The 23894-nt window shown below is 52.9% G+C and carries 23 protein-coding genes and 1 pseudogene; 17 read left to right on the top strand and 7 right to left on the bottom strand.

Annotation, left to right across the window (positions count from 1 at the left end):
* Nucleotides 1–3: 3 nt before the first annotated feature.
* Nucleotides 4–582, bottom strand: a complete 579-nt coding sequence (locus NL116_RS22675) for a Maf family protein (protein ID WP_494374121.1) — start codon at nt 580–582, stop codon at nt 4–6.
* A gap of 106 nt (nt 583–688) precedes the next feature.
* Between NL116_RS22675 and NL116_RS22670 the strand changes: the two genes are divergently transcribed.
* From NL116_RS22670 to NL116_RS22605, 14 genes are all read left to right on the top strand, one after another.
* On the top strand, nt 689–1216 hold the full coding sequence (locus NL116_RS22670; RefSeq protein WP_494374120.1) for a YceD family protein: 528 nt from the start codon (nt 689–691) through the stop codon (nt 1214–1216).
* Between the two features lie 13 nt (nt 1217–1229).
* Nucleotides 1230–1412, top strand: a complete 183-nt coding sequence (gene rpmF, locus NL116_RS22665) for a 50S ribosomal protein L32 (RefSeq protein ID WP_003179396.1) — start codon at nt 1230–1232, stop codon at nt 1410–1412.
* Nucleotides 1413–1416: 4 nt separating this feature from the next.
* On the top strand, nt 1417–2427 hold the full coding sequence (gene plsX / locus NL116_RS22660) for a phosphate acyltransferase PlsX (protein WP_494374119.1): 1011 nt from the start codon (nt 1417–1419) through the stop codon (nt 2425–2427).
* A 126-nt stretch (nt 2428–2553) separates the two neighbouring features.
* On the top strand, nt 2554–3492 hold the full coding sequence (gene fabD / locus NL116_RS22655; protein ID WP_494374118.1) for an ACP S-malonyltransferase: 939 nt from the start codon (nt 2554–2556) through the stop codon (nt 3490–3492).
* A 16-nt stretch (nt 3493–3508) separates the two neighbouring features.
* Nucleotides 3509–4252 carry a 3-oxoacyl-ACP reductase FabG gene (gene fabG, locus NL116_RS22650; protein ID WP_027924041.1) on the top strand — a complete coding sequence of 248 codons (744 nt, stop codon included), beginning with the start codon at nt 3509–3511 and terminating at the stop codon, nt 4250–4252.
* Between the two features lie 191 nt (nt 4253–4443).
* A complete protein-coding gene (acpP, locus tag NL116_RS22645; RefSeq protein ID WP_003442511.1) occupies nt 4444–4680 on the top strand; it encodes an acyl carrier protein in 237 nt (78 codons plus the stop codon).
* 109 nt (nt 4681–4789) lie between these two features.
* On the top strand, nt 4790–6034 hold the full coding sequence (fabF, locus tag NL116_RS22640; protein WP_027924042.1) for a beta-ketoacyl-ACP synthase II: 1245 nt from the start codon (nt 4790–4792) through the stop codon (nt 6032–6034).
* A complete protein-coding gene (gene pabC, locus NL116_RS22635; protein WP_494374117.1) occupies nt 6034–6849 on the top strand; it encodes an aminodeoxychorismate lyase in 816 nt (271 codons plus the stop codon). Before fabF ends, pabC begins: the two co-directional genes overlap by 1 nt.
* 3 nt (nt 6850–6852) lie before the next feature.
* Nucleotides 6853–8070, top strand: coding sequence for an endolytic transglycosylase MltG (gene mltG / locus NL116_RS22630; RefSeq protein WP_494374116.1), 1218 nt, complete (start codon nt 6853–6855; stop codon nt 8068–8070).
* 258 nt (nt 8071–8328) lie between these two features.
* Nucleotides 8329–8964, top strand: coding sequence for a dTMP kinase (tmk, locus tag NL116_RS22625; RefSeq protein WP_494374115.1), 636 nt, complete (start codon nt 8329–8331; stop codon nt 8962–8964).
* Between the two features lie 13 nt (nt 8965–8977).
* Entirely contained in the window at nt 8978–10969 is a 1992-nt protein-coding gene (locus NL116_RS22620) for a hypothetical protein (protein WP_494374114.1), read from the top strand.
* A gap of 4 nt (nt 10970–10973) precedes the next feature.
* Nucleotides 10974–13034, top strand: coding sequence for a tyrosine-type recombinase/integrase (locus tag NL116_RS22615; protein WP_494374113.1), 2061 nt, complete (start codon nt 10974–10976; stop codon nt 13032–13034).
* Nucleotides 13035–13077: 43 nt separating this feature from the next.
* On the top strand, nt 13078–14055 hold the full coding sequence (locus tag NL116_RS22610; protein WP_494374112.1) for a hypothetical protein: 978 nt from the start codon (nt 13078–13080) through the stop codon (nt 14053–14055).
* Nucleotides 14056–15345: a site-specific integrase gene (locus NL116_RS22605; RefSeq protein WP_494374111.1), complete on the top strand. Its 1290-nt coding sequence runs from the start codon at nt 14056–14058 to the stop codon at nt 15343–15345.
* A 584-nt stretch (nt 15346–15929) separates the two neighbouring features.
* Here NL116_RS22605 and NL116_RS22600 read toward each other — a convergent pair.
* Nucleotides 15930–16265, bottom strand: coding sequence for a hypothetical protein (locus tag NL116_RS22600; RefSeq protein WP_494374110.1), 336 nt, complete (start codon nt 16263–16265; stop codon nt 15930–15932).
* 369 nt (nt 16266–16634) lie between these two features.
* Nucleotides 16635–17132: a helix-turn-helix domain-containing protein gene (locus tag NL116_RS22595; RefSeq protein WP_494374109.1), complete on the bottom strand. Its 498-nt coding sequence runs from the start codon at nt 17130–17132 to the stop codon at nt 16635–16637.
* 256 nt (nt 17133–17388) lie between these two features.
* Between NL116_RS22595 and NL116_RS22590 the strand changes: the two genes are divergently transcribed.
* The 3 genes from NL116_RS22590 (at nt 17389) to NL116_RS22580 (ending at nt 18760) form a co-directional block, all read left to right on the top strand.
* Nucleotides 17389–17784 (top strand): DUF6957 family protein, encoded by a 396-nt coding sequence (locus NL116_RS22590; protein WP_494374108.1) that lies wholly within the window; start codon nt 17389–17391, stop codon nt 17782–17784.
* Between the two features lie 211 nt (nt 17785–17995).
* A complete protein-coding gene (locus NL116_RS22585; protein WP_494374107.1) occupies nt 17996–18286 on the top strand; it encodes a hypothetical protein in 291 nt (96 codons plus the stop codon).
* Nucleotides 18287–18376: 90 nt separating this feature from the next.
* A complete protein-coding gene (locus NL116_RS22580; RefSeq protein WP_494374106.1) occupies nt 18377–18760 on the top strand; it encodes a hypothetical protein in 384 nt (127 codons plus the stop codon).
* A 969-nt stretch (nt 18761–19729) separates the two neighbouring features.
* Here the strand turns inward: NL116_RS22580 and NL116_RS22575 are convergent.
* The 4 genes and pseudogenes from NL116_RS22575 to NL116_RS22560 all read right to left on the bottom strand — a co-directional run.
* Nucleotides 19730–20884, bottom strand: coding sequence for an alpha-hydroxy acid oxidase (locus tag NL116_RS22575; RefSeq protein ID WP_494374105.1), 1155 nt, complete (start codon nt 20882–20884; stop codon nt 19730–19732).
* A gap of 93 nt (nt 20885–20977) precedes the next feature.
* Complete coding sequence (locus tag NL116_RS22570; protein ID WP_494374104.1) at nt 20978–21895, bottom strand: LysR substrate-binding domain-containing protein; 918 nt, start codon at nt 21893–21895, stop codon at nt 20978–20980.
* A gap of 694 nt (nt 21896–22589) precedes the next feature.
* Nucleotides 22590–23105, bottom strand: coding sequence for a TetR/AcrR family transcriptional regulator (locus NL116_RS22565; protein WP_494374103.1), 516 nt, complete (start codon nt 23103–23105; stop codon nt 22590–22592).
* A pseudogene (locus NL116_RS22560) lies at nt 23074–23804 on the bottom strand (MFS transporter); the annotation flags it as partial. The pseudogene NL116_RS22560 and the gene NL116_RS22565, both read right to left, overlap by 32 nt.
* Nucleotides 23805–23894: the final 90 nt, after the last annotated feature.

Raw genomic sequence — 23894 nt, 5'->3', positions numbered from 1 at the left:
CGGTTAGGGGATTTGCACGCCTTCGGCCAGCAGCATGTCGATCAGGCGAATCAGCGGCAGGCCGATCAGGCTGGTGGCGTCAGGGCCTTCAGTGCTTTGAAACAGGCTGACCCCCAAACCTTCGGCCTTGAAGCTGCCAGCGCAGTCGTAGGGCTGCTCGGCGTGCAGGTAGCGTTCGATGCGCGCCTGGTCGAGCGTGCGCATGTGGACGGTGAACGGTACGCAATCGACTTGGCATTCGCCGGTCTGGCTGTTGAGCAGGGCCAGGCCGGTGAGGAAGGTCACGCTGGCGCCGCTCGCGGCCAGCAACTGTTCGCGGGCCTTTTCGAAGGTGTGGGGTTTGCCGATAACGCGGTCGCCGAGTACCGCGACCTGATCGGAGCCGATGATCAGATGAGCGGTATGGCTGCTCGCCAGAGCCTGGGCTTTTTCTTTGGCGAGGCGTTTGACCAATTCCATGGCGGGCTCGCCCGTTCGGTGGCTTTCGTCGATATCCGGTGAGCTGCAGATGAATGGCAGCTGCAAGCGGGCCAGCAATTCCCTGCGATACACCGAGCTTGAAGCAAGTAATAAAGGCAGCATGCGCAACTCCAAAAGTCAGGTGCGAATTCTAGCGGAGGCTTGCAAGTGACGGACAGGGCTGAATTTCCTTTGACATGGCTGGGTGCATCCCTATAATGCTGCGCCTATGTTGAATGACCCGATTCCACCTCACGTTGACCCGCGCAAATTGGCTGACCGTGGCACCACCCTTCAAGGTGAACTGCTGCTGGCCGATTTGGAGAGACTCTGCGACCCGCTTTCCGACACTGTCGGTACGGTGCAGGCTAAATTCGTTTTTGAACGAGATGAACGTAAATCTGTGGTCATCCACAGCTTTGTCGACACCGAGGTCAAAATGGTTTGCCAGCGTTGTCTTGAGCTGGTCACCCTGCCGATCCATAGCGAATGCAGTTATGCTGTGGTGAAGGAGGGTGCGAATACCCAGTCGTTGCCGAAAGGTTATGACGTGCTGGAACTGGGCGAAGATCCTTTGGATCTGCAGTCACTGATCGAGGAGGAGCTTCTGCTCGCCTTGCCCATTGTGCCTGCTCATCATCCGGAAGAATGCCAGCAGCCGGCGGGTCTCGATGAGCCCGAACCGAGCGAGGACGAGGTAACGCGGTCCAACCCGTTCAGTGTATTGGCGCAGTTAAAGCGTGACCCAAACGTTTAGGAGTTAATCAATTATGGCTGTTCAGCAGAACAAAAAATCCCGCTCCGCCCGTGACATGCGCCGTTCGCACGACGCTCTCGAGGCTAGCACCCTGTCTGTAGAAAAAACCACCGGTGAAGTTCACCTGCGTCACCACGTATCGCCAGAAGGCGTATACCGTGGCCGTAAAGTGATCGACAAGGGCGCTGACGAGTAATCACTTGTCCGCTCAAGTCATCGCGATTGACGCAATGGGCGGGGACTTCGGTCCCCGCAGCATTGTTCAGGCCAGCCTTGCTTGCCTGTCTGCTACACCCTCGCTGCACCTGACCCTCGTCGGTCAACCCTCCCTACTTGAAGAATTGCTCTCTGGCCAATCGGCTGTGGATCGCTCGCGCCTGTCGATTGTGTCGGCGTCTGAAGTCATCACCATGGACGAAAAGCCTGCGCAAGCCCTGCGCGGCAAGCCTGACTCGTCGATGCGCGTGGCGCTGGAGTTGCTGCGTGATGGCAAGGTCCAGGCCTGTGTCAGTGCTGGCAACACCGGTGCGCTCATGGCGTTGTCGCGGTTTGTGCTCAAGACCTTGCCGGGCATTGATCGTCCGGCAATGGTGGCGGCGATTCCGACGCAGAAGGGCTATTGCCAGCTACTCGATCTGGGCGCCAACGTCGATTGCAGTGCCGAGCACTTGTTGCAGTTCGCGGTCATGGGCTCGGTGGCGGCGGAGACGCTCGGCATTGTTCGCCCGCGTGTCGCGCTGCTGAACATTGGCACTGAAGACATCAAGGGCAATCAGCAAGTCAAGCTGGCGGCCACCTTGTTGCAGGCAGCCCGAGGCATCAATTACATCGGCTTTGTCGAGGGTGACGGTTTGTACCGTGGCGAGGCGGATGTGGTGGTGTGTGACGGCTTTGTCGGCAATATCCTGCTCAAGTCCAGCGAGGGTCTGGCGACCATGATCGCCGGGCGCATCGAAGCCCTGTTCAGGAAGAACCTCGCCTCGAAAATGGTCGGCGCACTGGCGCTGCCGTTGATGAGGCGTCTGCAAGCCGATCTCGCCCCTGCCCGGCACAACGGAGCCAGCTTCCTCGGATTGCAAGGGATTGTGGTGAAGAGCCATGGTTCGGCCGGGGTGCAGGGCTTTCAGAGCGCCATTTCCCGAGCGCTGATCGAGATTCAGGAAAACCTGCCGGAGCGGATACACGGTCGTCTGGAGGATTTGTTGCTTTAGGCGTTTTCGTCGGACAATGCTTAAATGTGACCGCTCAGGTTAATTGGCCATCCAACTGTCAGTTTGTTGCGTCCCCCCAAGCGGGACGTCATTTCTCCGACGACAAGATCATTAGGGGCTTGTTACATGTCTGCTTCCCTCGCATTCGTCTTTCCAGGACAGGGTTCGCAGTCCCTCGGCATGCTGGCCGAGTTGGGCGCGCAACATCCGGTGGTCCTCGAAACATTCAAAGAAGCATCCGATGCTCTCGGTTACGACCTGTGGGCACTGACCCAGCAAGGGCCGGAAGAGCAACTCAATCAAACCGATAAAACCCAGCCGGCCATTCTGACCGCCTCGATCGCCTTGTGGCGTCTGTGGCTGGCCGAAGGCGGTGCGCGCCCGGCTTATGTTGCCGGTCACAGCCTGGGCGAATACAGCGCCCTGGTGGCTGCGGGCAGCCTGAGTCTGGGCGATGCGGTGAAACTGGTTGAGCGTCGCGGTCAGTTGATGCAAGAAGCCGTTCCGGCCGGGCAGGGCGGCATGGCGGCAATCCTCGGTCTGGATGACGCTGATGTGCTGGCAGCCTGTGCCGAAGCGGCGCAAGGCGACGTGGTCAGTGCGGTGAACTTCAACTCCCCGGGACAGGTCGTTATCGCCGGTGCCAAGGCTGCGGTCGAGCGCGCCATCGAAGGCTGCAAGGCGCGTGGTGCCAAGCGCGCCATGCCATTGCCGGTCAGCGTGCCATCGCACTGTGAGCTGATGCGTCCGGCGGCCGAGCGCTTTGCCGAGTCCATCGCCGCCATCAACTGGCAGGCGCCGCAGATCCCTGTGGTACAGAACGTCAGCGCCAATGTGCCGGCTGATCTGGAAACCCTGAAGCGCGATCTGCTTGAGCAGCTCTACAAGCCTGTGCGCTGGGTTGAATCGGTCCAGGCACTGGCTGTCAAGGGCGCGACTCAATTGGTCGAATGCGGTCCTGGCAAAGTGCTGGCCGGTCTGAACAAGCGCTGCGCCGAAGGCGTGTCGACATCCAACCTCAATACCCCAGACGCTTTCGCTGCCGCTCGCGCAGCGCTGGTCTGAATCAGGAGAAACTTGCATGAGCCTGCAAGGTAAAGTTGCACTGGTCACCGGCGCGAGCCGTGGCATTGGCCAGGCCATCGCCCTGGAACTGGGTCGTCAGGGCGCCATCGTGATTGGTACCGCGACCTCCGCCTCAGGTGCTGAGCGCATCGCCGCGACCCTGAAAGAAAACGGTATCCAGGGCACCGGTCTCGAGCTCAACGTCACCAGCGACGAATCCGTTGCTGCGGTACTGGCGAGCATCACTGCACAGTTCGGTGCGCCGGCGATCCTGGTCAACAATGCCGGTATCACCCGCGATAACTTGATGATGCGCATGAAAGACGACGAGTGGCATGACGTTGTCGATACCAACCTGAACAGTCTGTTTCGCCTGTCCAAGGGCGTTTTGCGCGGTATGACCAAAGCCCGTTGGGGACGAATTATCAGTATTGGCTCGGTTGTGGGTGCCATGGGCAACGCAGGCCAAGTAAACTACGCAGCCGCCAAGGCCGGTCTGGAAGGTTTCAGCCGTGCACTGGCGCGTGAAGTCGGTTCGCGTTCGATTACGGTAAACTCGGTGGCCCCTGGGTTCATCGACACCGATATGACCCGTGAACTGCCCGAGGCACAGCGTGAAGCCTTGCAGACGCAGATTCCGCTGGGCCGTCTGGGACAAGCACAAGAGATCGCGTCTGTGGTCGCTTTTCTTGCGTCGGACGGTGCGGCTTACGTTACTGGGGCTACAATCCCGGTGAACGGCGGGATGTACATGAGTTAAATGTGACGGATCGTTTCAAAAAAATGTCATACGAGCTGTCTAAAATCCGTTATAAAGCTGCAATCTATTTATAGGCAGAGGGCTGTCGGGTTTGAGGAGTGAAGCTTTCAGTTGAAAAGCTGAAAAGTCTTTCTATACACTTACCCACTGGCCAGCTGCCTGAATTTGTCCATTAGGAGTGAAAACAAGGTATGAGCACCATCGAAGAGCGCGTCAAGAAAATCGTTGCTGAGCAACTGGGCGTTAAAGAAGAAGAAGTGGTCAACACTGCTTCCTTCGTTGAAGACCTGGGTGCCGACTCCCTTGACACCGTTGAGCTGGTGATGGCTCTGGAAGAGGAATTCGAGACCGAAATCCCTGACGAAGAAGCTGAGAAGATCACTACTGTACAAGCCGCAATCGATTACGTTACTAACCACCAGGCTTAATAGCTTGTAATCGTTGCTTGCTGTCATGGAAAAACCGCACTGCCATCACGGCGTGCGGTTTTTTCTTTAGGCCTGATGCAAAGTCGTCATTTGAAAAAAGGAGAGTGCTGTGTCGCGTAGACGCGTCGTAGTCACCGGTATGGGTATGTTGTCGCCACTGGGCACGGATGTGCCGAGCAGTTGGCAGGGCATTCTGGCTGGCCGCAGTGGCATTGGTCTGATCGAACACACCGACCTTTCTGCCTATTCCACCCGTTTTGGCGGCTCGGTAAAGGGCTTCAATGTCGAGGAATACCTGTCGGTCAAGGAAGCGCGCAAGCTCGACCTGTTTATTCAATACGGTCTGGCCGCAGGTTTTCAGGCGGTGCGTAACTCGGGGCTGGAAGTCACTGACGCCAACCGCGAGCGTATCGGCGTGGCCATGGGCTCGGGTATTGGCGGTCTGACCAATATCGAAGAAACCAGCCGCACCCTGCATGATTCCGGCCCACGGCGGATCTCTCCGTTTTTCGTGCCAGGCTCGATCATCAATATGATTTCCGGTTTCCTGTCCATCCATCTGGGGGCACAGGGACCTAACTATGCCATCGCCACTGCATGTACCACCGGTACGCACTGCATCGGCATGGCAGCCCGCAACATCATGTACGACGAAGCCGACGTGATGATTGCCGGCGGCGCCGAAATGGCCGCGTGCGGACTGGGCATGGGCGGCTTCGGTGCTTCCCGCGCGCTGTCGACCCGCAACGATGAGCCGACCCGTGCCAGTCGTCCGTGGGACAAGGGCCGTGATGGCTTCGTATTGTCCGACGGTGCCGGTGCGCTGGTTCTCGAAGAGCTGGAACACGCCAAGGCGCGCGGCGCGACCATCTATGCCGAGCTGATCGGCTTCGGCACCAGTGGCGACGCTTACCATATGACTTCGCCACCTGCGGACGGTGCCGGTGCCGCGCGTTGCATCACCAACGCCCTGCGCGATGCCAAGGTCAACGTTGATCAGGTTCAATACATCAACGCCCACGGCACTTCGACCTCGGCCGGCGACCTTGCCGAAGCCTGTGCGATCAAGTCGGTGTTCGGCGATCACGCCTACAAGCTGGCCGTCAGTTCGACCAAGTCCATGACCGGTCACCTGTTGGGTGCAGCGGGCGCGGTCGAAGCGATCTTCAGCGTGCTGGCGATCAACAGCCAGGTCGCGCCGCCGACCATCAATCTTGATGAGCCGGACGAAGGCTGCGACCTCGACTTCGTACCGCACACGGCGCGCAACATGGACATCGATGTGGTGTTGTCGAACTCCTTCGGGTTTGGCGGGACCAACGGCTCGCTGGTGTTCCGCCGGTTCGCTGACTGATGGACAGCTGGGTCGACGGTCAGCCGGCTGACGCTTTGTCGCTGAAAGATCGCGGCCTGGCTTACGGCGATGGTCTGTTCGAGACCATTGCCGTACGCGGCGGGCAGCCGCTGTTGCTGGAGCGGCATCTGTCGCGTCTGGCGCACGGTTGTTCGCGCCTGGCGATCACTGCGGATCAGGAGCTGGTTCGCTACGAATTGCTGGCCTATGCCGCAGCGCTCGGTGAGGGCGTGCTCAAGCTCATCCTCACGCGCGGCGATAGTCTGCGCGGTTATGCAGCCGATCCTTCGGCGCAAGCCCGACGCATTCTGCAAGGCAGTCCGCCCGCGGCTTATCCAGTTGCGCACGCCGAGCATGGTGTTCGATTGTTCCCCTGTACCACACGACTTTCAAAACAACCCTTGCTTGCCGGGCTCAAACACTTGAACCGCCTGGAGCAAGTGATTGCCCGCTCCGAATGGCAAGACACTGAACATGCCGAAGGCTTGATGCTCGATCAGGCCGGTCGCGTGATCGAAGGTGTGTTCAGTAATCTGTTCCTGGTGCGCGATGGCGTGCTGATTACCGCCGATTTGAAACGCTGCGGCGTCGCCGGTGTGATGCGTGCCGAATTATTGTTTCAAGCCGAGTCATCGGGGATCCCCACGCAAGTGAGCGACATTACGCTCGAACAGCTGCAATGGGCCGATGAAGTCTTTGTCTGCAACAGCGTGTATGGCGTTTGGCCGGTGCGCGCCTATGCTGCGCTGAGCTGGCCGGTTGGGCCGCTCACCCGTAAACTCCAAACCATTGCCCGCGCGCTACTGGATGCTTGATACGTGAGACGTAAATTCTTGCTGCTGCTGGAAACCGGATTGGTACTGGCGGGGCTGTGTCTGGGCGCTTCTGCCTGGAAAATCCATTCGGCGCTGGAACAGCCGCTGAACATCACCCAGGAAGAACTGCTGGACGTGCCCAAAGGCACGACACCCACCCGCACCTTCTATCGACTTGAAGCCGACGGCGTCATCAAGGACGCGTTCTGGCTGCGCGTTTACTGGCGCTTCAATCTGCCCAAGCAACCGTTGCACAGTGGCGAATACCGCATGCTGCCGGGCATGACGGTTGAAGGGCTGATCGACCTGTGGAAGCGCGGCGAAATGGTTCAGTACAGCGTGACGCTGGTCGAAGGCTGGAACTTCCGCCAGGTCCGCGCTGCCCTGGCCAAAGACGAAAAGCTTGAGCAGACCCTCGAAGGTTTGAGCGACAGCCAGGTCATGGAGAAACTCGGTCACCGTGGAATTTACCCGGAGGGGCGTTTCTTCCCGGACACCTATCGTTTTGTGCGTGGCATGACCGATGCCGATCTGCTGAAAAAAGCCTATGACCGCCTCGACGAAGTCCTCGCCAAAGAGTGGGATCAACGTTCTGCTGATGTGCCGTACACCGACCCCTATCAGGCGCTGATCATGGCCTCGCTGGTGGAGAAGGAAACCGGCGTTCCGCAAGAGCGCGGGCAGATTGCCGGGGTGTTTGTTCGACGCATGGCGATCGGCATGTTGCTGCAGACTGACCCGACGGTGATTTACGGCCTGGGTGATCGCTACAGCGGCAAATTGACCCGCGCCCACCTCAAGGAAGCGACCCCGTACAACACTTACGTGATCTCGGGCCTGCCACCGACGCCGATTGCCATGGTCGGCCGCGAAGCCATCCATGCCGCGTTGAACCCGGTGGCCGGCAACAGCCTGTACTTCGTCGCGCGCGGCGATGGCAGCCACGTGTTCTCCGATGATCTGGATGCGCATAACAACGCGGTGCGAGAGTTTCAGCTCAAGCGTCGTGCCGACTATCGTTCCAGTCCGGCGCCGATCCCTGCGCCAGAGGCGGCAAATGGCGAAGCGGCGGAGGCCGAAGCGCCGATTCCAGCAGCTTCGCCTGATCCCGACCCTGAGGCTTTGCCATCGGTGGTTCCACAAGAGCCGCCGCAAGAACCGGCGCCTGCAACGACTCCCGCACCCGCGCCGGAAGCTGTCGCTCCGCAAAGCCCGCAATAATTTTTGATAAGGACTGCCCGTGACTGGCTTGTTTATTACCCTGGAAGGCCCGGAAGGCGCCTTATATCTCTTTGGTATTCAGTGTAAACCAGTGTCGTTATAGTCTCTTGGATTTAAATGTAAACTAACTTGAGGTGCGAAGTCTTCTAGTGTTAGAGGCCTTCCGCCCAGTGTGGCCGTGTGTTTTATTCCTTGACGACTACACATCTCCTCCCCATCATGTAAACCACTCAAGTCTTTCAGTAGTGGTGAATCTCAATGTCAAATGGATGCCTGATCGTCTGCGACGGTAACAACGGAGCTGGTAAATCGTCGGTGATCAAGCATCTCAGTGGGTGGTTGAGTGAGGCTGGTCATGACGTTTTAGTCACTCGCGAACCTGGTGGAACTCCGATTGGAGAGAAGATCAGAGAGGTGGTGCTTGATCCATTAACCCCTGAGCTCTGCGATACGACTGAGCTTCTCCTCTTTGCCGCCGCCCGGGCTCAGCATCTCCAAGAGAAAATCATTCCAGCCGTCCAGCGTGGAGCGATTGTGATCTGTGACCGCTTCACACCCGCCACCATCGCGTTTCAGCACTATGGTCGAGGGCTGCCCCTGGATCTTGTGTTGGCAATCAATGAGATCGCCCTGGGTGGCTTCCAGCCTCACCTCAACATCATTCTTGATATTGATCCTACGGTCGGTATGCAGCGGGTTGCCGGAAGGGGGGAGGTTTTAGACAGAATGGAGTTGCAGAAGGCCGAATTCCTATCACGTGCTCGCGATGGCTTTCTCGCGCAAGCCGAAGACAATCCAGACACCTTTGCGGTCGTGGATGCCTCTCGAAGTTTTGAAGCTGTGTCCGCAGATGTAAAAGCGATCGTAGAGAATCTGTTGGCTCGTTCAGTGTAAGAGCGGGCCTGGCATGCAATACCTCTCCATGTATCACGCTGAGCTTTCAGCGACATCCGTAGATGCAAAGGTCATCCCCGCAAATTATATAGAGCATCCGCTGTTCAGTTTTACGGATGCTTTGTGCTGCGCTTTTCACTACGTGTTTATAAAGTATGTGCCAGATGTCAGTTATTCGAAAGGGTATGCTCTGCGTTCGGCGATAAAGGATTTTCTAGATTTCAGGAAAGATCACAATAATAAGCTCCACCCTGACCTTCATCTGAAGGGGGTTGGGGATATCGGTGTTGAACAGTTTAAGCTTTTTATGGATAGGTTGCGGCGCAATGGCCAAACTCTCTATCCTGCGAGAAGCATAAGATCTGCAGTTTTAAAAGTGGCAAACCACAACGATGATGGGCTTCCACTTTTAACGTTGCCTAGTGTGTTGATTAAAACTAAGGTGAGAGAGCCATTCGATCAAGCTGCCGACGCCAGTTTTTATGAGTCAATGCGGTCGGAAGTTGATGATATGAGGCTCATGCTTGAGTTTCGCAAGCAGGTCGAGCTCGCTGAACCATATCGCTTGGACGAGATCCGCCCATTGATCTCTGAGCTCTTGTTGATGAGTAAGAAATCCGAATGGGTTATTGATCCTGCTCGCGCGTTGAAGACTCTTATGGAGGATGGCTACCCGTTCAAGGTGACCAAGTCCGACTCTTCAATATTGCGCAAAAAACTCCGGAAAACTCCATATGTACAATCAATTACCCGTCCTAGCGATTTTGTACTAAGTTGCTGTCTGCCTTATAGTTATTCGGTTCTCAGGAAGCAAACTCCAGATTCAATTGCTTATGATGACCTGGTGCGCATGTATTATCCTACTGCGCAAAATCAATCAACTTTGGGGCTTTTCATTCAGCGGCAGTCGGGTTGGAACAAAGAGACGGTTATCGCCACTGATAAAAATCACTTTCTGCATCCTATGTCTGAGGTTGCGCATTCTGATGTGGTTCTTGTTGTATCTGAAAAAAGAAAATCCCAGTCGGCCAAATACAGTTATGAATCGCCAAAACTGGCAACCGCCTCATCAAGCAGGTCAGATAAATACTCTATTTTCAATTTGATGGAGCTTGCTAAAGCACTGTCAGAGCCTCTGGCTGCAGTCGTGAATAGTTCGGAGAATTTCGCGTCGGATGATCCGCTTAGACATACCGTATTTCTATGTATTTCTGAACATGAATCTGACTGGGAAATCACAGAATCTGGCCCTGATATTAGGATCAATTCGCTCAATAATCAGAAGTATTGGAACATTGGTGTCGCTGACTTTTTGGGGAAGCACCAGCTGGTTGACGCCGGTGCACAACTTAAAACCGCAATCGACCTTGAGGGCCGGCTTAGGGTCACGTGGGAATACTACGATGTCAAAAAGACCAAGCACCCTCTATCGCTTACCGCTCTGAAACTTGGCCATTCCAGCCTCGAAACTACCAGTGCTCATTACGATAGTTCGGCGATGGCTATCAAAGACAGAAAGGTTCGCTATCGCAGCATTCAGGAAGAATTGGTGGAAAGGTTCCGGAACAATAAGTTTCACGGAATCATCGGCAGCACTGGTCGAACTAAGCCAACTGATCCTACATTTCGTATCTTTACGATTATGGGCCATGAACGGGCTTTGTGGGCATGCACTGACTCAAGCAAACCAGACTATCCGGAAGCAACTGAACTTACTAAAAATGAGCGTTGTACGCGCCTGGATAAGTGCCTATTTTGCAGCCGTATCTATGTCCTTGGCGACTCACTGCCTTTCTTAATGGAGCGGTTATCCACGCTTCAACGAGCGGTTGAGACGGACGAAGAACGCCTTGAGGTACACAAAGATGAAATTGAGATTCTGGAGTTCCTGATAAGGAATTGGGGAAATGAATCAGTCATTGCTGAGGCTCTTATCTACATGAGGGGCTTCGAAGCTTTACTCCCATTTGATATGCGCTCGCTCATCGCCTACATTGAGGATTAATCTCATGGCTAAAAAAGATAATCCAGCAGACGATGACTCTTTCCAATCTCTTTTAGATGAAATAGAACGCGAAGCCTGTGACGCCGCTGATGCGTACTTCTCGGAGTTGTACGAGGCGTCTCATGGTGTTGTCGAAGGAACATCCAGGCAGCGGACGAGCGGATTGGTGGAAAAGCTCGCGGTATCCCCTGATGGGGGTTTCCCAGTTTCAGAGTATTCTAGTTATAACGAGGTGCGATGGGTACTGTTGCGTGCTGAGGGCTTCAAAGATGTTGAGGTATTTATCGATCGCGCTCGGGAAGACCTGCAGGAGTTTAAGCGCGTGATCTGTTACCACTTCATACCCCACTTCCATCCAATTGGAACCATCCGAAGTTTTCGGTCAACTGATACCTATAGTGAAGGCTTTAAATATCTGCAGCGGCATGTTTTTGAACCTAATTTTCTAAATGCATCGCCAGAGCATATTGATCTAATCACTGCTGGTGTGCTGAACGCGGCGCTTGACGATGCGCGAGACTCTGGAGTCATGCGAGCTTATTGGCTTCTATTCTTTCATATTAACTTCTGGATATTTCTGTCTGCTGAAAAAATGATTCCAGAAAAATTCCGTCTGAAAGTGGATTTGAATGATGTTGATACGGTGTCGCGTCGAAAGGATATTCAAGACGTAATTCGTGCAACCGTTGTAGGCTGGAAGCCTTTTTCCGAGGGTGAATTGCGTGATCTGTTAACCTATTCTTTCTTTTGGATTGATAAGGGGATTCCGGTAATTAACGATATACTGGAATATTGCAAAGCTCGGCCCGAAATTGAAAATAAATATTATAGTTACGGCAAGCGCGATCTTGAATTTGAAGCTGTTGTTGGTAAGAAAGTCGACGGCGTCGAAATCGTTGGGTTCTCCCATACTCCCCAAAAGCTTAGACAAAAAGGTAGTGGTGGCAAGATCCTATCTTATTATACTAATTTGTACACATGGCGTAGGGGGTTTCAGTACGCTGTTGATCGAGTGCGAAACGCCATTTTTATTCTCTTCGGTATAATGACGGGGCTGCGTAGGCGTGAATTAGCCGCACTAAAATTCGACGATGTTTACAAAAAGGAGAGTGATGGCCTTTGGTATGTATCGTTTGTTAGGTATAAAACGAGTGACGATCCGAATTATTTTGGGGAGGCTGATGAAATTCCTTTGCCTGACTACCTAGGGGAGGCGATTGAGTCGTACAAGAAGCTCAGAGAGTACGATAAGTACATGCTTAAGGGCTACCTATTTCAGCCTATTATCCCCTCTCATGAGATGAATCTGGCTGACAGGATGATCACAAAGCTCGCCATCAATCTCTCTGCTGAAGTAGGGGTTGACGGTCTACATATTCATCGTTTCCGAAAAACGATTGCTGAGATTTTGATCAATAAATCCGAGCGTAATATCGACATCATCCGAATGCTTTTTGGTCACAGCAGCTACGCCATGGGGCTTCGGTATATCGCGCGAAACCCGTTTTTAGTTTCGTCGGTTGTCGAGACATTGAAGGAGCATTTCGCGAAAGATTTCGTTGACATTCTCCAGTCTATTAATTCTGGCTGTTATGCCGGTGAGGCTGCTAACGATCTCGCGGGACGCATGGTCGAAAGGCCAGACATATTCGTAGGTAAGCTTTTGAAGCTTACAGTGCTTCAGTATGTTAACCACATGTTTGAAGGCGGTGAGGCTTTCCTGGTTCAGCGTACGACGCTAAGTACCTTTTGCATGAGCGGTCTTATCCACCTTGGGGAATCATTGCCACCCTGTCTCGCGAATCGGGCAAATTTGATCTATCCAGTAAGTCCTGACGTGACGAACTGTCATATCAGTTGTTCGCGCAACTTGGTGCTAGGTTCTGCTCAGAGTTCGATCGAGCAAAACCTAAAATTCTATCGGACGATCAAGGCTTCCAATAAGAAGCTTAGTTATGCTGCCTTATTTGAATTAGACCAAAAGATCGGCATTAATGAGAAGTTGTTAGAAGAGTTGCTGAATCCTAAACCTCCTGTTTGTGAGCGTGAGGTAGCGCGACCTTGAATATTCCTTGCGGTAAACGACCTAAGATAGGAGGTAAGATGTTATGACGGTTGTCAATACTGAGCGGCGTCTCAAAAAAATCATCTGCGATCATTACCTCAGTGGCAATGCAGCTCGGCTGACAATCATAGAGGTCTGTGCTCGTGCTGATATCTCTCGACAGGCCTTTCATAAGTCTTACAGCCACTTAAAGCCGTATTTGACGGGTGCCAGGAATGTTGACGAGCTGCTTGTAGGTGATCAGGCTGATGCTGGCAAGACCATCATTCAGTGTCAGAAATTGGTCAGAGAAGCACAAGCGGAGTTGAGGCATGTGCGGGATAACCAGCAAAAGGAATACCAGAAACTTGAGGATAATCTTGTCACCACCCTCATGAATGGTGACGTACTAATCCATCATTCACGCGAGCTTTCAAACGAGTTAAAGAAGAAGGCCTTGCATAATGAAATCCTCAAACGTCAGTTGACGGAAAAGGAGATACAGCTCTCAGGAATGGAAGAAAATGCAAGGCTTGGCCCACCTGGTGCTAAGCCAGAAACTTTACTCATGAAACTCCAACCTAATCTGGCGGATGCCTGTACAAGATTTTTAGAAACAGGGGATCTTGCTGCGTATTATTCTGCGAAAGCCACCGCCATTGCGAAGCTCAAAGAAAAACTGCAACGCATTCTCAGGAAAGGAGTTGTGAGGGTTGTACTTTTTCAAAATCGTTTTATCTCGTCATTTGATAAGTTTGTCGATAGCCATTACTCGGCATCAGAAGGCTCGTTAGTGGTGGTTGATCTACCCTTGGCAGCCAGGTCAGAAATAAGAGATTTTCTACGTGGGTTATCCGGCGCGAAGCCCCTTGAGATATTCGTTCCTCATTGTGATAGCGAGGCGACAATCAAAGCTCAGCGCGGTTTTTTATACGGACAAATACCCGTGCCGGAATTTCGGAGTTTTGATAAAGAATCCCTCCCGACAATTCAAGACGGCTTTGATCGGGTGGTTGTGCATAAAATCGCTCAAGGTGATTAAATGCTCGATATTTCTAGAAAGCTAATTACCTATACATGCCCGGTTTCGGGTAAAGAGACCACTCATTTCATACTTATTGCGGGGTTCGGCAAGAAGCATTTTTTGCTTAGTCATGCCAATCTGTATCTTCGTGCCGCTACATCTCAGTCCAAGGATACCTCTAGTAAATACTCAAATGTTATTTCGGTGTTTTATAGGTATTTAGCTACCTTGTCAAAATATGTGGGTGTTGATATTTCTCAATACCATGCTCTAGTCGATAATGACGATATTAAGAGTTGGCAAGTTCAACGTGAAATTGAACGTCAAGCCAAGCAGTCTTTGAAGCCAAGTACCAAAACAATTGTTGATGAGGGAAAACTTATCTACGGTTTTTTTTATTGGCTGAGCTTGGAAGGCTATTCAAGTTGTTTGAATTTCAAACTTAAGACTTGGCTTCCGAATTTTAAAAATGAGGAGCTGCTTAATTATATAAAGCGCGAGGCGCGCGTTTCGTTGGATGGTAAAGGTATTAAAGCGTTGGATCGGGAGTGGCGGCAGCAGCAAAGCTATTCGCTGATCACGAATCAGGAAATCAAGGACTTCTTGGGTGGTTTTCACGACGCTGTGTACGTTGCTATGTTCAAGCTGGCATTAGGCACAGCAATGCGCCCTATGGATCTATGTGATTTCCCTTATGTTGGAAATGGCGTTAATAAACATATTCAGCCCTATGACAACATGGAGTTTGATGATGCGACTACTGAGTATCGGATATTTTACAGCAAGGGTAAGAAACACCGTGACATTAGAATTCATCAAGGTGATCTAAAAGCGTTATCCGAGCATTATACCAACACGCTTTACCCTGAAAGGGCGAACCTCTACGCTGCACGGTATGGTAGGCCTTGTCCGCCTTCTATTCTGTTCTTGAACGCTGCTGGCGAGCCCGTCACGCCTAAGATGATTTCCACTCGCTCCAATGCTGCGAAGGAGCGAGCTATACGAAACGGTTCACAGATGCGTGCTGATGTTTGTTTCTATGACAGCAGGCACTGGTGGCCGACAATGTTTTTGATCAAGCGGTTTGGGTCTAAATTGCTAGGTGAGCTCAGTGAGGTTAAAGATGTCGCGGCTCAACAAGTATTGAAATCTCAAATGGGTCATTCTTCTTTGCACACTACCTATGATCATTACGTTGATGTGGCTCGTGTGATTCTGCTCGCGCATGAAGGGTATGTGAACGAGCTCTATTTCAATGCTGATCAAACAGTAAGTGAGTTTCTCGAAAAGCCGGTATTCAATGAGTAAGTTTCTACTCCTCCAAGGTAGCTAAACGGAAGCTATTTTGGAGGTGGGTCAGGGCGTCGGGAGTTCTATGTGGCCGGCAATCGACCCCGCACGCCTTCTTCGTCATGTCTTATCTGCACGCTAATCACGCTGACCATAGCCTATTGATCGTCGTCCATGTGTATCCGAGTTCGCGTGCAGCTTCAGACGGCTGTAGCCCTATGCCTTCAATAGCTGAATCTGTTCCTTTCTGACCCGTGCTTCAGCCACTACTTGTGCTGCCTCAGTAATGATGCATAGCCTGCTTCGCGAGACCTTCGGCGACTTTCCTGCCTCGTAGTTTGAGGATGGTTCACATTGTCTCTGCTTTGGGCTTGCCCCCTTCGGGGTACGGCTGTCGTGAACCAAACCCTGACTACGCCAGGTTTTGGCCCTCCGGGCGTTCATCCTCAAGCCTTTGGCCCGTCGTGGGCCGGCGCCCTCCGCTTGCACTTTTGACCACAACGTACGTCGTTATCTCGACGATTAGCCGTTCCATACAGTTGCCGCAATCAGTGATCATAGTGAGCGCACGCCCAGCCGCCTCACCACGTCAGAAGGGGCGTCTACATCGATTTGATTGACACCACTTCTACGTACTTGTACTTTTTCCTAGCAGCCTTCACTGCCTCTTGCTCAGCAAGCAACGAGCTCAACGTATCAGCCTCGTGAATCAACTCGGTCATTTCCCCCTCAAACTTGTTCCCAACCCGGAGCGTGACCCGGAGCCTAGGTGTAAACGCTTTTGCCGCTTTCTTCTTGGCGACTGGAGCTGCTACCGGCTTCGTGAAAACGATCTCTGGCAATGGCTCCTGCACTAGAGGAGTAGACACCTGATCTTCGGGCTGAGGCGTACCGAATAGAGCACGACGCATTTCTTCTTCAGTTAAATCCGGATTCATAAAACATCTCAACGGAGTGGTACTTGGCTAAAAAAACTCACTAGGATTGCTGCTCACCGGGATCCACATGGGAACATGTCTCGACGTCACATCCCCAGTTTGATTTCAATTCGAGGGCCCCTCAATGCTCGAGAAAGCTGTTCTTGGGCAGCAGTCAGCTAGGTAACTTGCACGACAAGCGTACAGCATTAGCGTGCCTGGAATTGGTATTCGATCCGGTACGGAAGCGCGCAATCGCTCGTAGGTAATTTTCAGTATATTCAGACCTGCTTGGCTCACTCTGTCGGCGGACAAATGTTCAACTACTCGTCTACTCGAATTATCGCCAGTACGCTCAAGAGTGGTAGCGGTAAACCTGCGCCATGCTCCTCATCCATCCACTCCAGGGTCGGTCGTATTAATCCTCTTCCAGTATCGATGGACAGTCGAAAGAGCTAGGCCGGTCTCACGTGCAATCTGCGATTGATTCATCCCTGCCGCCTTTAGCTCGCGAACGATGCTTTCGCTCTCCTTATTCTGAGGTTTGCCAGGCTTACGGTGGGCGACCTCTCCATCAGGAAGCTGCTCAGCAAGAGTCCCTAGACCTCCTTCTTTCTCAAACGCGCGAAGCTGCTTTAAAGCTGTCTCCATGAGAGCGGGATAGGGGGTATTCAGCCGTTTGGACATACAAAGAGCTAGCAGAGCTAGAGGATCTATGCGAAGGCCCTCGGCTAGGCTCTCGAACTTCTCAAGAGTAATGCTTGTTTCGCCTCGCTCTAGGGCGCTGAGTTTGGATTTTGCGGAGGCGTCGGAGAGGTCTTCGTGTCGAAGCTGACGCTGCAGGCGCAGTGCTCGGATTACGCCTGCGAGTGCGATTCTAAGCTGCATGGCTCACTCAAAAGTCAGGATATAGCCACACAGGAGGGTTTCCGTTAAATATCAAAATGAGGTAGTATTGCGCATAGTTTGGTTCGGATGGCAGAACAGGCCAGCCCTTCCAATGCGTCCGCCGAGTCGTTGTTGGCAATTTATGGAAATTACTGGAGAGCGGTGAATCGGCCTGGGTGCACAGGGCCGGCCCGCAAGTAAGCCCCAAGCCTCCTGTAGTCGGTCTATCACTCGTCATAAATTCAAGAGGCTGCAGATGGTTGAAGTTTTCGATGAAGGGATTTTGGGAGGCAGCGGCGCTTCTCTAGTCGGCTCAGAACTCAACCTCGAAGACGCGATGGCTGCGGCCCGAAAGCGCTACAAAAGGCTTCCACTCTGCGTCGTTGAAGAGTGGGTCATCTTGGACGCCATTGTCACCGACGCCGAGCGAGCCAAAGTAATCGCTGCCGGTTGCCAGCCAATGTTCCTGTTTGCCCACAAAGTTGTGCATGACGAGCAGCGTCGTTTTGAGCCCGGCCATTGGGTGCGCTCGAGTATGGGCACTTCTTTCAAAGAAGGCTTCCTGTTCGCCACGCGGAACTCTGTCTACGTTTTGCTCGGGCCGGGCCATCGTAAGTCTTCGTCCATCGAAGCAATATTTTCCATCTTCTGATTACCAACCGGTTTCTGCTGGGCAACTGATGTGCTCCAGCAGCTTGAGGCGACACATGTTCAGAACCATAGATAATGACCTTATAGGCATCCCAGGTATGTTCGGGGAGGGTGTATCCCATTGGCGTGGAGTGTCGAGGTTGCTGCGAACGCCTTGGTATCACCTCACCCTGAGGGTCGAAAACGAGGGGCGATTCACCGAGTGTGCGTTGATGGTTGATGACACGCGCAAGCTTCAAGAGATGTTGGTGAGTCAGGGAGCTGGTTTAGCGATCACCGAGATAATGGCTGTAACGCCTTCTTGGATGAATAAGACTGCAGGTTGGCAAATGGAGAGGTTAACCAAAGTAACAGTAGGCGAGGACAAGACTGGCTCCGAGGTTTTCCTACTGGAAGTGGCTGAGGGGACGGTTTACCACACCTCGCATCACTCAGATTTCAAAGTCGAAGCGCTGACGAATCTGACGCTCATCTTTCTCTGGAGCATGATCCAAGGGAATTGAGATTAACAAATATCCTGCACGGTATCTGCGCCCTTGGTTCCGTGCGCAATTCCTGATAACGCCATACGGACTGCCCAATGGAGCGCAATTATGCTGGACACCTTAGATGTAAATTTCCATGGAAAACGTCATACAGACTTTGATCTCATCCGCATCATAAAAGCCGAAGCTCAAGGCTTCGATTTGCCGGTGACCGCTTACCTTTGCGGGGTTTCAATTAAAGCGCGCGCAGGCATCGGCGTAGTTTTCGGCCACAAGCGTAAAGACCAGTACGGTCGTTTTGGCGACGGCCATCTGATCCGGACTTCTGATGTGCTGAAAGTCGAACGCGAGGGGCGATTTTGGGTGATGACAACCGTGAATTCGCGGTATGTGCTCGCTACTTTCCAGCGGGAAAATGGACGTGCAAGCCTTCGTGAGTTCCTGCGTCTGACTAAAGGGCAACCCCACCCGTCTCCACGCAGTCTTCAGTGATGACCCACAGTAAACCGCTAGCCGTGCCCACCCCTTGACCTCAGCGAAGTAGGTGATGCCATGATCGTGAAGGAGAGAGGCCTTCACTATTGCTTCAGATGTTATGAAAGGCGCGACCCTGCAGGTCTTTTCTCATATTGGGTCGTTGAGAAAATCAGATGTTACTGAAGGTAGGGAACGGCAGTGAATTTCGAGCAATTTTCACAATAAGCGGTCTGCGCTCAATCACTAGACTAAAGTACAGAATATATCGCTGACGCAATGCCGATGAGTCCGGCTAACAACGTGAACACCCAGTGCATCGCTATATATTCGCCAATAATTTTTGGCGAAAATCCGTGTGTGTCTTTCCACTTGGCGTTGGTCTTAAGAGAGCCATCTAAAGTTCTACCAAGGAAATTTGCTAGTACATCTACCTTTCGTAACGTCGACTGATGTAGCTTGACGTACGTCTGGATATACATCTTCCGCGACGACAATACCGCGAATATTAGTCTGATCCCCATAGAGTGCATTACCAAGAACCCAATCTGTATGCGACTGGTAGGAAAGATTCTGAGATTACGCAGGTGCTAACCTTTCGCCTGCATTCGCCCTTTGTCATTTTCTACGCCGTGCTTACCTTTAGGGATCGCGACCATGCGCCCGTCCCTCCCTTGAAGGCCGTGTCCACCTGACGGAATTGCGACTATGCGTCCATCCCTTCCTTGAAGGCCGTGGCCCCCCTTCGGGATCGCAGCCATCCTTCCATCCCGACCTTGGAGGCCGTGACCGCCCGGCTTGATCGCTACCATTCGTCCATCTCGTCCTTGAAGACCATGGCCACCTTTTGGGATAGCGACCATTCTTCCGTCTCGGCCTTGCAACCCGTGGGCTCCAGCCCGCGTCGAGGGAAAGTGCAATGAACGCTCGTACCTTTTCACCAACCTTCTTAATAGATTCGAGCAAAGTGTTGCAACCATGAGTTAATTATGGTGTTGGGTAACTACCTGGTAACAGAATGTCGTGATTGATTTGGTTGATGTCGGTATAGCCACAAAGCGCCATTGTAAGATCCATCTCTTTAGCAATGATCTCCAAGGTTTGTCGAACACCCTTTTCCCCTAATGCACCAAGGCCGTAAAGGTGGGCTCTACCGATTAGAGTGCCTTTGGCGCCTAGAGCCAGCGCCTTGATCACGTCCTGTCCGCTGCGGATACCGCTATCGAGCCAGACTTCGACCTGGTCGCCTACAGAGTCAACAATGGCGGGCAGCATCATGACGCTCGAAGGTGCACCATCAAGTTGACGTCCGCCGTGATTGCTCACGATGATTGCGTCGGCGCCGACCTTGACTGCCATTCGTGCATCCTCTACATCCAGAATGCCTTTCAGCACCAGTTTTCCACCCCAGCGCTGCTTTACCCAAGCAATATCATCCCAGCATAGGCTCGGGTCGAATTGATCATATGTCCATTGAGCAAGCTGGCTCAGGTCATCGACGCCTTTGACGTGACCCATGATGTTACCGAAATAATGTCGGCGGGTGCCGAGCATTCCTTTGATCCAGCGGGGTTTGCTCAGCATATTCAGGATATTTGCAACGGTTGGCCGAGGAGGGGTGCTCAGACCGTTTTTCAGATCTTTGTGCCTCTGGCCGCTGAGTTGTAGATCAAGAGTAAGCACAAGTGCATCGCAACCGGCTGCTTTTGCCCGATCTATCAAACGACCGATAAAGTCACGGTCGCGCATGATGTACAACTGGAACCAGAAAGGGGATCCCACCTCATCAGCAATGTCCTCCAGCGAGCAAATGCTAACGGTCGATAAGGTGTAGCGAGTGCCCATCGATGCTGCAGCCCGAGCCGCAAGAATTTCACCGTCGGCGTGCATCATGCCAGCGAGCCCGGTTGGGGCGATAGCGACTGGCATGGCCATGTCGATTCCAAGCATCTTTGCTTTCAGTGAGCGGTTTTCGATGTTGCGTGCTACCCGCTGACGGAATTTAATCTGCGCGAAGTCACTTTCGTTTTCTTTATAAGTGCTCTCAGTCCACGAGCCCGTGTCGACGTAGTCATAGAACATCCTCGGCACACGCCGCTGAGCCAACAGGCGAAGATCTTCTACGCAAGTAATGATGGTCATACAGCCACTCCCCAAGATATTGATGGGGATGCTAGCGCTTATGGGGTGAGATGATGTGGAAAAAAACGCGCTTCCTCTAGGCATTTTTTTCCTTTAGAGCGATTGCTCCAGTTGTGCTCGAGAGTTGGCTACCGCCTCGCAACAAATTTGCTTTAACCAGGTGACGAATTCGTCAGCTGCTACCGAAGGTTGAAGCACGCGCACTTCGTAGTGAAACGAGGGGAGGCTATGAATCTTACCCAAGGGTACTAACCTTCCATCAGCCAACCACGATGTAGCCAGCGATGGCCGAGCAAGTACCATCCCTTGGCCGTTTGCGGCTGCTTCCAACAGCATGCCTAAGTCGAGCAGCGCTGGGCCAGCATTAGGTTCTGGTAGATTCAGTTGGGCTTCCTTAAACCAAGGACGCCAAGGCTCCAACGGTGAGCGTAGTAAGGGGAGTCGGGAAATAGCTTCAGGCAGATCCATCGAATCGTATTTGGCAAGGAGGCTTGGTGCCGCAAGAGGGTGTAGCCGCTCGTCCAAAAGCCGGTGCTCCGGTTCCACCTTAGCGCAATCGCCGCAGATAATGACGTCGAAATTAGCGCCAATGCTGCGCGCCAGCGGCGCCGATAGCTGGATTTGCAGATCTATGTGCGGGAGGGCATCGCTGTGTTCTGGAAGACGGGGAATTAGAATCTGACGAGCGAACGTGGGGGGGCAGCAGATGGAAAGTCGCTGCTTTCTCTGAGTTAGGCGACTGTGCATAGGAATGGCAATCAACTGTTCTAGTATCGGTGTGATCTGTTCAAGATAGGCTAGGCCCTGAGCGGTGAGTGTCAACGTAACTCCGGGACGATTAAAAAGTATGACACCAAGAAGCTGCTCTAAACCCGATATACGCTTTCTGACAGCGCTGCTGGTAACCGATAATGACTCAGCGGCTCGATCAATAGACTCCAGCCGTGCTGCGGCCTCAAATGCCAAAAGGGCATCGAGAGATGGGAGACGATAGTGGTTGAATCCGCTCATGCTTGCTCCCGAACATCAGAATTTACTACCTGTTGCGTGCGGCTGACCGACATTTTTTCGATAAGGAAAAAAGGGTAGCAGCGTATCGCGTTCTTTTTTCATGTTTGTCGCACCGATATACCACGCACCCCGCCGTGTAAACAGCCTGGTGTTGCGAGTCAACAGGAGGGCAGGGCATTTTCCTTCGCAGCGTTCGGTGGTGTTCTGGTGGTTCTGAATTCCGCTGCGACGATAGCGCCAAGTTGAATGTGAGCTTTGCGTTGGGCTGCTGCGACCGTGAAGCGATTGCCTGGGTGACCAGCGCGACTGACTACAGCGGCGAAGCCAATCAGGACTTGAGTCTGGAGAGAGTAGAAAAGAGTTCCCCTACATGTCAGTGCAATGGCTGATTGACGATAAATCAGCATGCCTCGCGGAGCAGACACGCTTCTTCGCGCATCAGATCGAATTACAGCCAGTCACCATGCTGGTTCAAAACTCACAAAGCAATGGCATGGCCGAGAGTTTGGGGAAGACCATAAGCGCGATCAAGTGGCCTGTATGCCGCGACAGAACCTTGAAAAGGCATTAGGATTCTGGCGATTCCCTCCAGCACTACGCCCTTAAGTACAGCTCTCCCAGGGACTTAAGGTGCGTGAACACGGTATCAGAGGTCATTCTATTCGGCTTCCACTTCCCCGTGTCGTGAAGATTTTTAAGCACGACACGTAACGCACGATTGAATTGCTGTAATCACTAACGCCACAGAGTCATCATGTAAGGGCGCAGCCATATCGGGTGATTTCAGCAAATGCCGCATGATTGCAAGCCCGATCACGTACGAGCCTATTAATGCGGCTCGGGCATTGGTGTTGCTGCCAGCCAGCCTGCGCGCCAGTGGTTGCACGAGTTCCAGTTGGAACCGATGCGATACGACAGCCGACATCTCGGGGCTTGCTGCTGCCAGTAATATCAAGCTCAACGGATTGAAGCCGTCATCTTCGGCATCAGGATTATCATTCAATACCTGTTCAACCAGGAATGCCCCGATGCAGTCCAACTGAGGCGGAAAATGCTCTTCGACGTTAAAAGCGCCCCGAATTATCTCGGCGAACAATTGCTCCTTACCACCAAAGTAGCGACTGACCAGCGCGGCGTCGACGCTCGCTACTGCAGCAATTTCTCTTAAGCCGACGTTACGAGGAGCCGGTGGACATGGTGGCGATACCACCTAAAATCACCTGTTTCCAGAATTTGCGAAAGACTTCTGCAAGAGGCACCTTGACCTGTTCTTACGTTTGCTTCGCTTGGTTGAAAGCAGGTGTTTCGGTGATGTTCAGGCGAATGTACAAGCCCACTATGATCAACAGCGCGCTACTCAGAAACGGAATGCGCCAGCTCCAGGCTAACAGGTCTCCCGGTGAGAGCAATGCGGCGATACCAAGGAATGCCAGGTTGGCGATCATAGTGCCTGTTGGAATACCAATCTGGCCCACGAGGCGTACAGGCCACGTTGGTTTGCAGGGGCATGCTCGACCGCCATAAATACCGCGCCACCCCATTCGCCGCCCAATGCCAGACCCAGGATGATGCGTAAGGTCAAAAGCAGAATGGGTGCCCAGATGCCTATGGCGGCGTAGTCAGGCAACAGCCCGATGGCGAAGGTCGCCGTGCCCATCAGTATCAGGGAGATAAGCAGCATCGATTTTCGGCCCAGCTTGTCGCCAAAATGGCCAAACAAGTCAGCGCCAACAATTCGTGCTCCGTAAGCCGAAGCGAAAGTGCCGAACGCTAGTAGAGTGCCGACCAACGCATCGAAGGCTGGAAATATGATCTTGTTAAAGACCAATGCCGACGCCGTCGCGAATACAAACAAATCGTACCATTCGACCGTGGTACCAATAACGCTGGCGACCGCGACTTTTTTCATGTTGACCGGCGCTTCCTAGTAGAAAGCGGATCTGGTATGCACGCAGAATCATTCATGCCTTATATCTCCAAACGAGCGCTTGCTCACGGA

It is taken from the genome of Pseudomonas sp. FBCC-B1667, assembly GCF_059133255.1.
The sequence above is the reverse complement of the archived record's forward strand: the minus strand, read 5'-3'. Positions and strand labels throughout refer to the sequence as shown.